This window comes from Pseudomonas sp. HMSC08G10, from assembly GCF_001808425.1.
GTDB classification, from domain to species: Bacteria; Pseudomonadota; Gammaproteobacteria; order Pseudomonadales; family Pseudomonadaceae; genus Aquipseudomonas; species Aquipseudomonas guariconensis.
In genome coordinates this window covers 102,613-118,755 of sequence record NZ_KV793288.1, presented here as the reverse complement: position 1 = coordinate 118,755, position 16,143 = coordinate 102,613, and the positions used below count along the sequence as shown (strand labels likewise).

7 protein-coding genes are annotated in these 16,143 nt (G+C 63.7%); all 7 read right to left on the bottom strand.

From position 1 onward, the window contains the following. Positions 1-134: 134 nt before the first annotated feature. Entirely contained in the window at positions 135-4,481 is a 4,347-nt protein-coding gene (locus HMPREF3173_RS02310; RefSeq protein ID WP_070571376.1) for a SpvB/TcaC N-terminal domain-containing protein, read from the bottom strand. 260 nt (positions 4,482-4,741) lie between these two features. Then, complete coding sequence (locus tag HMPREF3173_RS02305; protein ID WP_070571375.1) at positions 4,742-6,229, bottom strand: efflux transporter outer membrane subunit; 1,488 nt, start codon at positions 6,227-6,229, stop codon at positions 4,742-4,744. After that, positions 6,226-9,333: an efflux RND transporter permease subunit gene (locus HMPREF3173_RS02300; protein WP_070571374.1), complete on the bottom strand. Its 3,108-nt coding sequence runs from the start codon at positions 9,331-9,333 to the stop codon at positions 6,226-6,228. The genes HMPREF3173_RS02305 and HMPREF3173_RS02300 overlap by 4 nt, the downstream gene beginning before the upstream one ends. Positions 9,334-9,394: 61 nt before the next feature. Continuing rightward, the gene (locus HMPREF3173_RS02295) at positions 9,395-12,490 is read right to left on the bottom strand and encodes an MdtB/MuxB family multidrug efflux RND transporter permease subunit (RefSeq protein WP_070571373.1); all 3,096 of its coding nucleotides are present in this window, start codon (positions 12,488-12,490) and stop codon (positions 9,395-9,397) included. Then, entirely contained in the window at positions 12,487-13,773 is a 1,287-nt protein-coding gene (locus tag HMPREF3173_RS02290) for an MdtA/MuxA family multidrug efflux RND transporter periplasmic adaptor subunit (protein ID WP_070571372.1), read from the bottom strand. The genes HMPREF3173_RS02295 and HMPREF3173_RS02290 overlap by 4 nt, the downstream gene beginning before the upstream one ends. A gap of 202 nt (positions 13,774-13,975) precedes the next feature. Continuing rightward, a complete protein-coding gene (gene tpx, locus HMPREF3173_RS02285; protein WP_043214248.1) occupies positions 13,976-14,476 on the bottom strand; it encodes a thiol peroxidase in 501 nt (166 codons plus the stop codon). A 172-nt stretch (positions 14,477-14,648) separates the two neighbouring features. Beyond that, complete coding sequence (locus HMPREF3173_RS02280) at positions 14,649-15,941, bottom strand: serine/threonine transporter (protein ID WP_070571371.1); 1,293 nt, start codon at positions 15,939-15,941, stop codon at positions 14,649-14,651. Positions 15,942-16,143: the final 202 nt, after the last annotated feature.

Here is a 16,143-nt window from a genome sequence, read left to right as displayed (position 1 = left end):
AAGGGGCTGAACAAGGGGCCCGAAAAGTTGATTATTGTACTCAAGCGTTAGGGAAACGCACGGGCTTTTTGGGGTGACAACGGGCCCGCCAAGCCACCGCGCAGACCCGCCCGGGGCCTGCGCGGCGGGTTCGGTCATGCCGTATCGTTTTCGTCCTCCGAGACCGTGAACCAGGGGTAGTACTGCGTGCGTCGCTCGTAGCCCGCAGCAGTGATCACGCGGCACACGCGCCCTGTGGCATCGTACAGATGGGTATCGGCGTAGAGTCCCTCGCCCGTGCGCTGATCGCTCACCGGGCGCCAATCGTTCAGGTAGAACGGCAGCCAGGTTCGCACCGGTTGTCCCTTGTTGTCGTACTCAGTCTTTCCGCTCACGGCCCAACGTATGGCGGCATGGGCCGTGACAGCCTTGCCATGCTCATCCATCTCCAGCTCGCCCTTGGGGGTGCGGACCAGTGCCTCTCCCGGCTCATGCAAGACCGAGGTCTGCAATGCGCGCCCGCCCCCGTCGCTGTAGGTCACGCTCAGGCGCACCTGCTGCTGCAGGTCACCGTCGTAGCGATCGGTCATCAGGCTGATGATGTGCGGCGGCTCGCGCCCTTGGTCCAGGTCAACCTCGAGCCCATGCGCCTGGGCAAAACGCCTGAGCGCCAGTTCGCCGACGCGCCCAGGTTGAAACCTGCCTTGCTCGTCACGGGCCGGGAGCATCCAGCTGTCGGTCACCAACAGGTGCGCCGTGTGGACCGGCACTTCGCCGCCTTCGAGCGACAGCATGGCCTCCATCGATGTCGGCACCTCAAATGCCCGCGTGGGGTGGTAGCCCGCCTTTTCGCCATTTTCCGTGCCGTGGAATCGGCTCTGGACCACCCGTCCCAGCGCATCGAACATCACCGACTGCACATTGTCGTTCGGGTCGATGAACGACATTACCGTCATGAAACGCCAGTCATGGCTAAAGCGCGTGCACAAACCTGCTGCGTCGGTCACCTGCTGCACGGCCAGTCCATGAGCCGTCCATTGCACAGCCACCTCTCCCGTCAGTTCGCTGTCCCGCGCACCGACCAGCCGGTAGAAACCTTTGGCGCCGCAGTAGCGCGCCAGGCCATGGCGTCCCAAATAGATGCACTTGCCGTCCTCCGGCAGCTCACCGATACGGTAACCGCCCTGATTCAGCAGACGCTCCAGCTCCGCTTGGGGGATGTGGTCTTCGAAAGCGACCAGCGACGCCTGCTCCAGCATGGCCGTCTCGGTGTGAGCCACCAGCGCCTGACGCACCGGCACTTCAGTCAGTTCGCCCGAGGTGTCGCACCATTGCACCCGCCTGTATTGACTCAACGTGGCATCGACCAGTCGCGCAAGAGGCCCCTGCTCTGCCTGCAGGCTTTCCACGGTGAAGCCCCCCTCGGGTACCTGTGCCGAATCCAGTTGCAGCACGTCAGTACGCCCCCCTTCGCTCAGGCCGGTCAGATGAACATGCCCGTCATGCAGGTTGCGCACTCGCTGACGCGATAACGTCAGCCACACCACGTTCTGTTGCGCGTCGCGAGAAGCGGCCTCAAGCCCTTCAGGCAACGTGTCCGGGTAAGGCGATGGCGTGACGGCATCCCTGCGTGGATAGCGGATGTCCACGCTTTGCAGGACGCTGCCATAAAGATCTTGCTCCAGGATGACCACCTGCGAAACCACCGGGTCTTCAGCGATCCGCTCCGTAGCCAACGTCAAATGCTCCACCGCGGTTACCAGCGCCGCAGGCTTCGTCGGAATGCCGGTCTCATAGGCCCGTATCTGAAAACGCTGGCGGGTGATGCTGTAGGGCACGCCCGCCCGATCGCTGCCGTCCAGACCGTAGGTTTCCGTGCGCACCGGCATTCCTTTCAGCGCGCGCAACAGCCAACGCCGTGTCTCGCCCTCCGGCGCGTAGGGCACCTCCTGCTGGTCGGTTTCCAGACGGGTGATGCGCAGCGGGCTGACGGCAAAGTCAGACTCCGCCGAGCCCGGCGCCGCGAATACGCCCTCCAAGGTCGCGTCATAAGCTTCGATTCCACTGAGGAACCAGGTGCGGATCTGTGCAGGTGGCGAACGCTCTGGTGCGGTACCCTGGGCCTCGACCAGCGTGTCGGTTTGGATCAGGCGGGTAAACCCACGAAACTCGCGCTCGATACCGTCCCAGATACCGCGCAGGTATGTCATGCCGCTGACGGTACGCAGCCCGCTGATGTCATCGATCGTGGTCACTCGGCTGAGCATGTGTACCGAAAACGGCAGCAGGCTCACCGCCGCCTTGCCTTGTGCGGTCAGGGCGGCTTTTTCATCCAGCCAACCCTGGGCTGAGCTGCGGTAGTCGAACTGGGTTCGGCTTCCGGTGTTGGTGCAGACTTGCGCCAGCAACCACGGCCGCCGGTCATTGAAACGGTATGTCCAGGTCCGTGGCGTCATATGCGGCACGGTCAGCACCAGCTCTGCCGTGCCCTGTCCGCGCAGGTCCGTCACCTGCAGCAGGCAGGTGTCATCCAGCACCACTCCCTTCGGCGCCGGCACTGGCGCGGCCTCTACGAAGCGGTTGCCAGCCTGGCTGATGAACACCCGAACACGGTCGGCTTCGCGGTACAGGATGTCGGTGGTACCGCTGCCATCGGTATCACCGAGAAACACCCGCGAGGCGCTGAAGCCCTCGACGGCGAAGCCGCCGATGTCGATCGGCTCACCGAAGCGGCCATGGCCGAGCGACGGCCAATAGGTGACGCCCTGCCCGGTGATTTCCATCAGATGCTGCTGACCACTGCCGGCAGGATCAGCGAATGCCACGAGCCGATGCTCACCGCCCTCCAAGGGTAATGGCGTCGTCCCCAGGTATGGCGTTTCACTCGCCCGTTGCCAGCCTTCACCGGCAGCGTTGGCCCACAACCGGACGCTGCGCGGGCCGATCAACGCGACATCCAGCAAGCCGGCGCCCGTCAGATCGACGTGTTGGGCGCTGGGGTTCAACCATTCCGAGGGCAGCGCCTGGAGGGGAATGAACCGGCTCCACTGGCCGTCAGGGCCAAGGGTGAAGCTGCCATGCATGCCCGGCTGGGCGATCAGCCACTCGGGCCGGCCATCACCGTTCAAGTCGGTCAAGACGCCTGCCGCCATGGCTGGAACCTGGGGTAGTACCTGTGGCCCGCCCCACGTCACGGCATCCGCTCCTTGCGTGGCATCGCGCTGCGGTGCGCGGTAGTGCCAGGCACCTTCGTGCTGGTAAAGCAGCCCTGGCACGCCTTCGCCATGCAGATCGGCCATCTGCCAGCGAGGCGGGCTGAAGCCGTCCAGTTCAGGCAGCGCGTCCCAGGCCGGCGCCTTGCGCCCCGGCCGGCTCAGCTCGAACTCCGTCGGTGGCAGGGTCACCGGCGAACCGTCTGGTTCATAGGCCACCAGCTGGGCCGACATCAGCAGTGTCGCCACGGCTGAATGTTCGTGGACGAGATGCAGGCGCGAGACCAGCACCGGAGTCGTATCGGCCTTTGCGGCCATCATCTGGGTACGGTGCCAGAGCATGACGTCCCGGCACAGACGCCGTACGCGCGTGTTGAAGCCCCAGCGCCAGAAACTGTAGCGGTCCTTGCGAACCGGCCAAGGCGCGTCCGTCTCGAACGGCGGGGGAACATCCAGGGGCGTATTGCGCTCGCCATAATCGAACAGCATTACGCTCATGAAGTCTTCGGCGTCGAAAGCGCCTTCAGGCACCAGCAACGCGTCCGACGGGGTCGCGTTCAGCGCATGCACGCCGACCAGATACAGGTTCGACACCTGCCGGTGGGCAGCCAGTTCCTGAGCGTCGCAGCCACCGTCATCCTCGCGGCGATAGGTGTAGACCAGGTGCTCGCCCTTGGCGCTGACCGTCTCTTCGGCGTACCAGCCGGCCACCCGCGAAGGATCCTGCGGGTCGCTCAATCGGGCGCTGGCCGACCAGCCGAACAAGGTGATGCTGCCGTCGGCATGGTAGTTGAGCCAGAAGCCTGGTGAATCGGAGCTCGCGTTGGGCCGCCAGTGTTCGAGACGCTCCCCGCGACCACCGCTGCGCGACACCCAGGGCGTGACCGTGTACTCAGCGATGACTGTGGAGAACGGCAAGCTGCGCTCGATACGCGCACCTGCTTTGTCGCGCAGGATTTCCTCGCCGTCTGGGCCGGCCAGGCGATCGTCGTCGTTATACCGTGGGATGCCGAAACGGCTCATGCGCGATACCGCAGGCAGCGGGCAATGCCAGCCGGCGCCGAACGCATCGTTACCGCCACCTGAGCTGTAGCTCAGCGTCAACGACGGCGACAGCTCGCGCCCGGTGGGCAGGGGCAACGGCAACGACCAGCCGGCCGCACCATCGGCGCTGCCAACGGACAGCATGCCGCCACCGATGGAGACGGTACCGCCGCCTTTGGGCAGCGACGGCGGGGTAAACAAGGGGTCGCGGCGAGAGTCCACGGATGTAGAGGATGAATCAGGCATGTTGGGCTCCTGCGCGCCCTCCCGCATGTCGCGGGAACGGCGCAGACTACTGGATGGCATGGAAGGAGCGTGCCTGCATGCCCGCCCGCTGTTGGCGGGCGCTCTGACGCGCATGCAGGGCGAGATCGCTCAAGCTTCGAAAAAGCTTATCCATCGGCCCAACGGGGCAGAACTGCCCGAAACACTAGGTGGCGCTCGGCAGGAAAAGATGCTTGCGCTGCACCTGCCAGCCTGCGCAGCTTTACCGACCGCTAGCGAACCTAATCCGCCTCGGCAAACGCCTGCTGGGCATCCCAGCCACCGCCCAACGCGGCAATCAACTGCACGCTGGCGACCAGCCTGCCCTGAAGCAAGGTCAACACACTGCGTTCGTTGCTGAGCGCGGTGGTTTGGACGTTGACGACATCCAGGTAGCCGATCAGTCCGGCACGGTACTGGTTTTCGGTCAGGCGCAGCGATTCACGGGCAGCATCCAGCGCTTCCTGGCGTACCACGGCTTCGTCCCCATACACCTTGAGCTGAACCAGATAGTTCTCGACCTCTTTGAAGCCATCGAGCACGGTTTGCCGGTACTGGGCCACGGTCTGGTCGTATACCGCCACGGTGCGATCCACCTCGGCACTGCGCCGACCGGCGTCGAACAGGGTCATGGCCAGCGAAGGCCCCACCGACCAGTAGCGGTTGGGCAGCTCGATCCAGTTACTGAAGCTGCTGCTGGAGTACCCACCGCTCATGCTCAGGCTCAAATCCGGGAAGTACGCCGAGCGCGCCACGCCGATGTTGGCGTTGGCGGCCATCACGTTGCGCTCGGCCGAGGCGATGTCGGGGCGGCGCTCGAGCAGTTGCGAAGGCAGCGACACAGGGATCTGCGGCAAGGCCGGGATGCGTTTGCTGTCGGCCAGGGCGAAGTCCGCCGGCGCCTTGCCCAGCAGCACAGCGATGGCATTTTCGTACTGCGCGCGCTGCCAGGCCAGATCGATCAGGTCAGCCTCGGTACTCTTGAGCTGGGTGCGCGCCTGCGCCACGGCATCGGGCCCGGCAACCCCTGCGCGGTACTGGTTTTCGTTCATTCGCAGCGAACGTGCATAGGCGGCCACGGTGGCCTCCAGCAAGCGCTTCTGCTCATCGATCACACGCAGTTGCAGGTAGTTCTGCACCAGCTCCGACTGCAGGCTAAGGCGGATCGCCGCCAGGTCCGCGAGACTGGCCTGGGCACTGGCCTCATTGGCATTGAGCGTCTCGCGCAACTTGCCCCAGAGGTCGATCTCCCAGCTCACGCCAAGCTGGGCGTTATAGGTGTTGCGGATGCCGCTGCTGTTGTTCGACAGGCTCGAACTGCTGCTACCTGTGCCTTGGGCCGAGCGGGTCTTGCCCACGGAAAGGTCCAGGCTTGGGAACAACGCGCCCCGGCTGCTACGCACCAAGGCCTGGGCCTGACGGTACTGGGCCTCGTATTGGGCAACGGTCTGGTTGTTGCGGTTGAGTTCCTCGACCAGGGCATTGAGCTCTGCATCGCCGTAAATCTCCCACCAGGCGCCGCGGGCAATCGCATCGGAGGGGTTGGCCTGGGTCCAGCCCTCGGCCTGCTTGAACTGCGCTGACGTGGCGGTTTCCGGGCGGTGATAGTCCGGGCTCAGGGTACAGGCGCTGAGCAGCGCCACGCAAAGCCCGGCGCCGACCAGGCGCGAGCCGCGCCCACGGGTCAGCAGCTTCAGGGCGTGGTGAAGTGGGGTCTGGGCAAAGTTCATAGCGGGGTATCCAGTGCGGCGTCGGTGCGCACGCCACGCCAGCGGTTGAACCGATGGCGCAGGCGGTCGAGGTACAGGTAGACCACAGGCGTGGTGTAGAGGGTCAGAACCTGGCTGAACACCAGGCCACCGATGATCGTCAGGCCCAGGGGCTGACGCATCTCGGCGCCCTCGGCACGGCTGAGCAGCAGCGGCAGCGCGCCAAGGATGGCGGCCAGCGTGGTCATCAGGATCGGGCGCAGGCGCAGCAGGCACGCACGGCGGATGGACTCCTCCGGGCTCAGGCCATCGTTGCGCTCCAGTTGCAGGGCCAGGTCGATCATCAGGATAGCGTTCTTCTTCACCACCCCGATCAGCAGGAACAAGCCCAACAGCGAGATCAGGCTGAACTCGCCCCCGGTGGCGTACAGCGCCAGCAAGGCGCCCACCCCGGCCGAAGGCAAGGTGGAAAGAATGGTCAGCGGATGGATGTAGCTTTCATAGAGGATACCCAGCACCAGATACACCAGCACCAGGGCGCCGAGGATCATCAGCGGCTGGCCCTGGGTGGTCTTGGCGAAGGCATCGGCGGTACCGCCAAGCTTGGCGATCACTTCCTCCGGCAGGCCGAGCTTGGCCACCGTGCGCTCCACCGCGGCCATGGCCTGGTCGGGGCTGTAGCCTTCGGCGACGTCGAAGGCGATGGCCTCGGAGGCGAACTGCCCTTCGTGGCTGACACGGTCATTGGCCAGACTGTTCTCGTATCGGGCGAAACTCGACAACGGCACACGCGCACCGTCGGCGGTGATCACCTGGACCTGTTCCAGGGTGCTCGGGTCCCAGGCGTACTTTGGGTTGATCTCCAGCACCACTTGGTACTGGTTGAGGCTGTCGTAGATGGTCGAGATCTGCCGCTGGCTGTAGGCGTTGTTCAGCACCGTGGTGACCATCTCCATGTCGATCCCCAAGCGCTTGGCCTGGTCGCGGTCCACCACCAACGTCACCTGCTGGGTACCGGCGCCGTCACGGGCATCGATGGCCGTCAGCTCGGGCAAGGCGCGCAGGGCTGCGACCACCTTCGGAAACCACTCGCGCAAGGCGCTCAAGTCGCCACTTTGCAGGGTATAGAGGTACTGCGAGGTGGATTGGTCACGCCCGCCTCCGCCCAGCTGCAAATCCTGGTCGGCCATCAGGAACAACCGGCCACCGGGCACCTTGGGCATTTCCTTGCGCAGGCGTTCGATCACCTGCTGGGCCGACAGCTTGCGCTCGCCGATAGGCTTGAGGCGCACCAGCACGAAGGCATTGTTGGTACCACTGTTGCCGCCAATGAAGCCTGCCACGCTCTCTACCGCCGGGTCGGCCAGCAAGGCGCGGCGGTAGATTTCCATCTTCGGCTGCATCACGCTGAACGACAGGCCATCGTCGCCACGGATGAAGCCCTGCAACTGCCCGGTGTCCTGCTGGGGCATGAGCGTCTTGGGCACCACCACGTACAGGGCGATGTTGACACCGATGGTCACCAGCAGGCTGATCAGCGTGAGCCGCTTGTGACGCAGCGCCCAACCCAGGCTGTGGTCGTAGGCCGCCACCATGCGCCGGTGCACTTGGTCACTCCAGCGCTGCAGGCGGTTCTGTTCCTGGGCGTGGGGTTTGAGCCAGCGCGAGCAAAGCATGGGGGTGAGGGTCAGCGACACCAGCAGCGACACCAGGATCGCCGCGGCCAGGGTGATGGAAAACTCCTGGAACAGCCCCCGTACGATGCCGCCCATGAACAGGATGGAAACGAACACCGCCACCAGCGAGACGTTCATCGACAGCAGGGTGAAGCCCACCTCCTTGGCGCCGAGGTAGGCCGCGCGCATGGGCGGCTGGCCATCCTCGATATGGCGGGAGATGTTCTCCAGCACCACGATGGCATCGTCCACCACCAACCCCGTGGCAAGGATCAACGCCATCAACGACAGGTTGTTCAAAGAGAACCCGCACAGGTACATGATCGCGAAGGTGCCCACCAGCGAGACCGGCACGGCCAGACTGGGAATCAGCGACGCACGGACATTGCCTAGGAACAGATACACCACCAGGATCACCAGCACCACCGCGATCAGCAGGGTGTGCTCGGCTTCCTTCAAGGTGGCCTTGATCACCGGCGAGCGGTCCATGGCTACGTTGAGTTTGACGCTTGCCGGCAGCAGCGACTGCAAGGCTGGCAACTGCGCCTTGATCTCGTCGACGGTCTGGATGATGTTGGCGCCGGTCTGGCGGTTGACCACCAGCAGCACCGCGGCCTGATCATTGAAGAAGCCACTGTTGTAGCGGTTCTCGACGCCGTCGGTGATGCTCGCCACATCGGACAAGCGCAGGATCGCGCCGTCTTGCTGACGGATCACCAGCGGCTCGTAGTCCTTGGCTGTTTCCAGCTGGTCGTTGGCACGCACCTGCCAGTTGCGCTCGGCATCTTCGACGAAGCCCATGGGCCGGCGCTGGTTGGCATTGGCCACCGCGGTGCGCACTTCATCGAGGGACAAGCCGTACTGGTTGAGCAACTGGGGTTCCACCGAGATGCGCACCGCCGGCAGCGAGCTGCCGCCGATCTGCACTTCCCCTACCCCGCTCACCTGGGCCAGGCTCTGGGCCAGGATGGTGTCGGCCATGTCGTAGAGCTGGCCTTTGGACAGGACCTCGGAGGTCAGCGACAGCACCATGATCGGTGCCTGGGAGGGGTTGATCTTCTTGTAGGTGGGCATGCTGCGCATACCGCTGGGCAGCAGGTTGCGGGTGGCGTTGATCGCAGCCTGCACCTCGCGCGCCGCACCGTCGATGTCGCGTCCCATGTCAAAACCGATGATCACCCGGGTCGAGCCCTGGTTGGAGCTGCTGGTCAGCGTAGTGACCCCGGCGATGCTGCCAAGCTTGCGCTCCAGCGGCGTGGCCACGGTGGCCGCCATCACCTCGGGGCTGGCCCCCGGCAAGTTGGCCTGCACCACGATCACGGGAAAGTCCATCTGCGGCAATGGAGACACCGGCAGCAGGCCGAAGCTCACGCCCCCCAAGAGCATGATCGCCAGGCTCAGCAGCATGGTCGCCACAGGCCGGCGAATGAACGGGCCGGACAGGTTCATTGGAAGCTCCAAGCCACAAGCTGCACGCTAGGAGAAAGAGCGTCGCCTGGCCAAACGCCGATCATACTGCCTCCTGCGTCAAACCCTGCTTGCCAAAGCGGCGGGCCAGACGGTCGAAATACAGGTAGATGACCGGCGTGGTGAACAGCGTCAGCACCTGGCTGACCAGCAGCCCCCCCACCATCACCAGGCCCAGGGGCTGGCGCAGCTCGGCGCCGGAACCGGTGGCGAGCATCAAGGGCACGGCACCGAACAGCGCTGCCAGGGTGGTCATGAGGATCGGCCGGAAACGCAACAGCGCCGCCTGGTAGATGGCATCGCGCGGGGCCATGCCCTGGTTACGCTCGGCCTCCAGGGCGAAGTCGATCATCATGATGGCGTTCTTCTTGACGATACCGATCAGCAGGATGATGCCGATGATGGCGATCATCCCCAGGTCGTTGCCGCTCAGGATCAAGGCCAGCAAGGCACCGACCGCCGCCGACGGCAGGGTCGAGAGAATCGTCACCGGGTGGATGTAACTCTCATAGAGCACGCCCAACACGATATACATGGTGACCACCGCTGCAAGAATCAGCAGCAATGTGCTCGACAACGACGCCTGGAAAGCTTCGGCGGCACCCTGGAAGCGAGTCTGTACGCCCAGGGGCATGCCGATTTCCTGCTGTACCTGCTCGATGACCTTGACCGCTTCGCCCAGGGACGCGCCATGGGCCAGGTTGAACGACATCATCACGGCCGGGAACTGACCGATATGGGAAATCGCCAGCTGCGCCTGACGCTGCTCGATCCTTGCCAGGGCCGACAGACGTACCTGGCCGCCATCGGTGGCCTTGACGTGGATCGACTCCAGTGCCTGCGGGCCAATGGTCGAGGCGGTCTGCGACTGCAGCACGACGCGGTACTGACTGGCCTGGGTATAGATGGTGGAAATCTGCCGCTGACCGAAAGCGTCGTACAGGGCGTTGGTGATCTGCGACACGCTGATGCCCAGGCGGCTGGCCATGTCGCGATCGATCACCAGGTACACCTGCAGACCCTTGTCCTGCAAGTCGCTGGCCACATCCTGTAGCTCCGGCCGCTGCTGCAGGGCCTGGACCAACTTGCCACTCCACTCGGCGAGCAGGTCGGCGTCGGGCGATGAGAGGCTGAACTGGTATTGCGTACGGCTGACCCGGTCTTCGATACTCAGGTCCTGCACGGGCTGCATGAACAGGCGGATCCCCACCAGCTTGTCGACCTGCGGCTGCAGGCGGTCGATGACTTCGCTGGCAGTGACATCCCGCTCGCCGTGTGGCTTGAGGTTGATCAGCAAGCGACCGCTGTTGAGCGTGGCGTTGTCCCCATCCACGCCGATGTAGGACGAGAGGCTCTGGACCGCCGGGTCCTTGAGGATCACCTGGCTCAGCGCCTGTTGGCGCTCGCTCATGGCGGCGAACGAGGTGGACTGCGGCGCTTCGGAGATCCCCTGGATCACGCCGGTATCCTGCGCTGGGAAGAACCCCTTGGGCACGATGACATACAGCAACACCGTCAGCACCAGGCTTGCCACCGCCACTAGCAAGGTCAGCGGCTGGTGCCTGAGCACCCATTGCAGGCCTCGGCCATAGCGTTCGATCAGCCAGTCGATCCAGGCGCCACTGGCACGGTAGAAGCGCCCCTGCTCTTCATCCTTGGGCTCACGCTTGAGCAGCCGAGCGCACATCATCGGGGTCAGGGTCAGGGACACCACCAGGGAAATCAGGATCGCCACCGCCAAGGTGATGGCGAACTCGCGGAACAGCCGGCCGACCACGTCAGCCATGAACAGTAACGGGATCAGCACCGCGATTAGCGAGAACGTCAGCGAGACCAAGGTGAAACCGATCTGACGGGCGCCTTTGAGCGCCGCCTGCATCGGCGTCTCGCCCTCTTCGATATGCCGGGAGATGTTCTCCAGCATCACGATCGCATCGTCCACCACGAAACCCGTGGCAATGGTCAGGGCCATCAACGTGAGGTTGTTGACTGAAAAACCGGCCAGGTACATCACGCCGAAGGTGCCGATCAACGACAGCGGCACGGCAATCGATGGGATAAGGGTGGCGCTGAAACGGCGCAGGAACACGAACGTGACCATCACCACGAGTGCAATGGCAATCAACAGTTCGTGCTGCACGTCCTTGACGGCGGCACGAATGGTCTGGGTACGGTCGGTGAGAACGGTGACATCCAGGCCGGCCGGCAGGTTGTCGGTAATCGAGGGCAGCATTTCCTTGATCAGGTCGACCACTTCGATGACGTTGGCACCCGGCTGACGCTGGATGTTCAGCAGCACCGCCTGGTTTTCGTTGGCCCAGGCTGCGAGGCGCTCGTTCTCGGCGCCGTCAACGATCTCGGCGACATCTTTCAGGCGCAAGGGCGCGCCGTTGTTGTAGGCCAGGATGAGGTTGGCGTACTCCTCGGGTGAGCGCAGTTGGTCGTTGGCGTCGAGCATCGACACCCGCGTCGGGCCGTCGAAGTTGCCCTTGGGCTGGTTGACGTTGGAGGCGCCGATCAGGGTGCGCACGTCGTCCAGGTTCAGGCCGTTGGCCGCCAAGGCGTCGACATTGACCTTGATACGCACCGCCTGACGCTGACCGCCGGCGATGCTGACCATGCCCACCCCGCTGATCTGGGCGATCTTCTGCGCCACCCGGGTATCGACCAGGTCGTTGAGCTTGGGCAGTGGCATGGTCTTGGAGGAAATGGCCAGGGTCAGCACCGGGGTATCGGCCGGGTTGACCTTGTTGTAAACCGGTGGCGCCGGCAGATCGCTGGGCAACAGGTTGTTGGCCGCGTTGATCGCCGCCTGGACCTGTTGCTCGGCGACATCCATGTTCATGTCGAGGTTGAAGCGCAGGGTCAGCACCGAGGCCCCGCCGGAGCTGGTGGAGGCCATTTGCGTCAGGCCTGGCATCTGACCGAACTGACGCTCCAGGGGGGCCGTGACTGCGCTGGTCATGACCTGGGGGCTGGCGCCGGGATACAGGGTCATGACCCGGATGGTCGGGTAATTGACCTGGGGCAAGGCCGAGACCGGCAACAGCTTGTAGGCGATCAGGCCGGCCAGGACGATGGCCAGCATGCTCAGCGTGGTGGCGACCGGGCGGAGGATGAACAGGCGCGAGAGGTTCATGCGCCCGCCTTGCCCGACTCACCAGCCTGGGCCGAGCCCTTGGCGTCCTGGCCTTGCAGATGCTGCCCGGGAGTGGTCGGCACCTGAGAGCTGTCTTGGACGACCTCCACCTTGCTGCCTTCGCGCAGACGGTCGGTGCCCTCGAGCACCAGGCGATCACCGGCGGCCAGGCCTTCGAGCACTACGCTCTGCTCACCGTCGCTGGGGCCGACCTTGAACTTGCGGATATTGACCGTGCTCTGGGCGTTGACCACATACGCGAAGGTGCCGTCATTGCCAAACTGGATGGCTGCGGATGGGGCCAGCAGCACCTGTTTGAGGGTATCGGCCAACAGGCGCACGTTGACGAACTGATTGGGGAACAGGGCCTGGTCTTTGTTATCGAAGCGGGCCTTGAACTTCAGGGTGCCAGTGGTGGTGTCGATCTGGTTGTCCAGACTGCCCAGCACACCGGTGGACTGCAGCTTGCTGTCGCTGCGGTCCCAGGCCTCGACTGGCAGGGTCGCGCCGCTGCGGTAGCGCTCGAGCACGGTGGAAAGCTCGGTCTCGGGCAAGGTAAAGGCCACGCTGATCGGCTCGGTCTGGGTGATCACCACCAGGGCGGTGGTGTCGTTGGCGGCCACCAGGTTACCCAAGTCCAGCTGGCGCAGGCCTACCCGGCCACTGATGGGTGCGCGGATCTGGGTGAAGTCCAAGTTTAAGCGAGCATCGTTGACCTGCGCCTGGTTGGTCTTGACCAAACCCTGGAACTGCGCGACCTGGGCCTGGGCAGTGTCCAAGGTCTGCTTTGCGATGCTGTCTTCGGCATACAGGCCTTTATAACGCGCCAGATCGACCTGGGCGTTCTTCAGCTGGGCCTGGTTCTGCGCCAGTGTGCCTTCTGCCTGCTGCAGGGCGATGCGGTAAGGACGCGGGTCGATTTCAGCGAGCAGATCGCCGGCCTTGACCTGCTGGCCTTCCTTGAAGTGAATCTTGACCAGCTCACCGGCCACCCGGCTGCGGACGTTGACGGTATTGGTTGCCGTCACAGTGCCCAAAGCCTTGTAGTACAGCGGGAAATCGCCGACATGCACGGGCTCCACGCGCACCGGTACCGGATCGGTGGAACCACCGAAGCCCGGTCGCCCCATTCCCATGCCCATGCCTTTGCCGGGCCGTCCGCCCGGCTTCGCCGTATCAGGCGTAGCTGCAGGCCACAGCCACCAGGCCAGGAGGGCCACCAGCAGCAGGATCAGCAGGCCGACGAGCCAGCGACGCGGGGAACGAGAAACGGAAGATTGCATGGGTTGAACGAACCTTGTTCAGGAAATGACGACTGGGGAGGATGAACGATAAGCACTGACACCGTATTAGCAAAGGACCTTTACCAGGCATTTACCTTCGGCTTACGTTGCCAAGATGCTGAACTTTAAATGAAAACGGCCTGGAGATCGCTCCAGGCCGTTACAACGTGTGACCGCTGGGGCACACAGCCCCCGGCCTTTTTTACTTCAGCACGGCCAGCGCCGCGTCGTAGTTCGGCTCGTCAGCGATTTCGCCAACCAGCTCGCTGTGCAGGACCTTGTCGTTTTCATCCAGCACCACCACTGCACGGGCAGCCAGGCCGGCCAGCGGGCCGTCGGCGATGGCCACGCCGTAGTTTTCGAGGAACTCACGACCACGCAGGGTCGACAGGTTCTTCACGTTCTCCAGGCCTTCGGCACCGCAGAAACGCGCCTGGGCGAACGGCAGGTCGGCCGAAATGCACAGCACCACGGTGTTGGCCACGTCGTTGGCCTGGGCATTGAACTTGCGCACGGAGGTGGCGCAGGTCGGGGTGTCGACGCTCGGGAAGATGTTCAGCACCTTGCGCTTGCCAGCGAAGTTCTGCAGCGAGGTGTCGGCCAGGCCTTCACCGACCAGGGAAAACGCCGGTGCCTGGGCGCCGACCTGCGGCAGATTGCCTTTGACCTGTACCGGGTTGCCTTTGAGAGTCACTTGAGCCATGACGAGATCCTTATGCGGGGTTTTGAAAAGGACACTGAGTTAAGCATGAAGGCGCGCGAGTGCCTATCGGAAAAGTTAAATTGTTCTAAATCCAGGATTTTTTTGTGGACAATAAAAAGGCCCGAATGGCGACAAACCATCCGGGCCTTTCTCTTTATACAACGTCGGCGGATCAGCCCAGCAGGCTATCGACCACCGAATAGACCACCGAGGACATGGCCACCAGGCCCAGCACCACGACGAAGACGTTGGACATCGCCCCACTGTACTTGCGCATCGCCGGTACACGGCGGATGGCGTACATCGGCATCAGGAACAGCAGCGCGGCGATGATCGGGCCGCCAAGGGACTCGATCATGCCCAGGATGCTTGGGTTGAGGGTCGCGACGACCCAGCACACCACCAGCATCAGCGCAGCGACCACACGGTCCATGGCCTTGGCACCTGGGCGCAGGCCAGCCTTGCCGATGATGCCCTTGAGGCCCTCGCTGGCGCCGATGTAGTGGCCCAGGAAGGATTTGGCGACGGCGATGAAAGCGATCAACGGCGCGGCGAAGGCGATGGCCGGGTTACTGAAATGGTTGGCCAGGTACGACAGGATCGACAGGTTCTGCGCCTTGGCCTCGGCGAGCTGGGCACTGCTGAGGGTCAGCACGCAGCTGAAGACGAAGAACAGCACCATCGCCACCATCAGCAGGTGGGCGCGCGCCAGGATTTGCCCGCTGCGCTCGTCGGCGTGCTCGCCGTAGCGGCGTTTCTGGTCGACCGCAAAGGCTGAAATGATCGGCGAGTGGTTGAAAGAGAACACCATCACCGGGATCGCCAGCCACATCGTATGCAGGAAGGCCGAACCCGACGGCAGTTGGCCTGCGCTGTCGAGGATGCCGCCATTCCAGTGCGGTACCAGGTACAGGGCCAGCAGCGCCAGGGCGACGATGAACGGGTAGACCAGCAGGCTCATGACCTTGACCGTCGCCTGTTCGCCGCAGCGCACGATCAGCAGCAAGCCGAAGATCAGCAAGAACGATAGCAGCGCCCGTGGTGGCGGAGTCATGTGCAGCTGGTGCTCCATGAAGCTGCTGACGGTGTTGGTCAGGGCGACGCTGTAGATGAGCAGGATCGGGAAGATGGCGAAGAAGTACAGAACAGTGATCAGCGCGCCGGCCTTGATGCCGAAGTGCTCTTCGACCACCTCGGTGATGTCGCCGCCGCTGCGCCCGGAAAGAACGAATCGGGTCAGCCCGCGGTGAGCGTAATAGGTCATCGGGAAGGCCAGGACGGCCAGGATTAGCAGCGGCCAGAAGCCGCCAAGGCCGGCATTGATCGGCAGGAACAAGGTTCCGGCGCCGATTGCCGTGCCGAACAGGCCCAGCATCCAGGTGGTGTCTTGTCGCGACCAACTGCCGAGGGTGGCTGGGGTCGATTCTTCGAAGCGTTGTTCAACGCTTGGGGCCTGCTCATTCATTCCGGGTGCAACTCCACTCGCAAGACTGCAACAGGCTGAGAGCGGCGAAACAGAAGGCTTCGCACACCTCAACCGAAAAGAGGGGCGCGATTGTGCGCTGATTGGGTTGCACTTGCATAGCCCCGCCCTACAGACGGTTGCACCTAATGCGTCAGAATTTTCTGTAAGCGGGCTGCACCCATCAAACCAAACGAGTTGCACC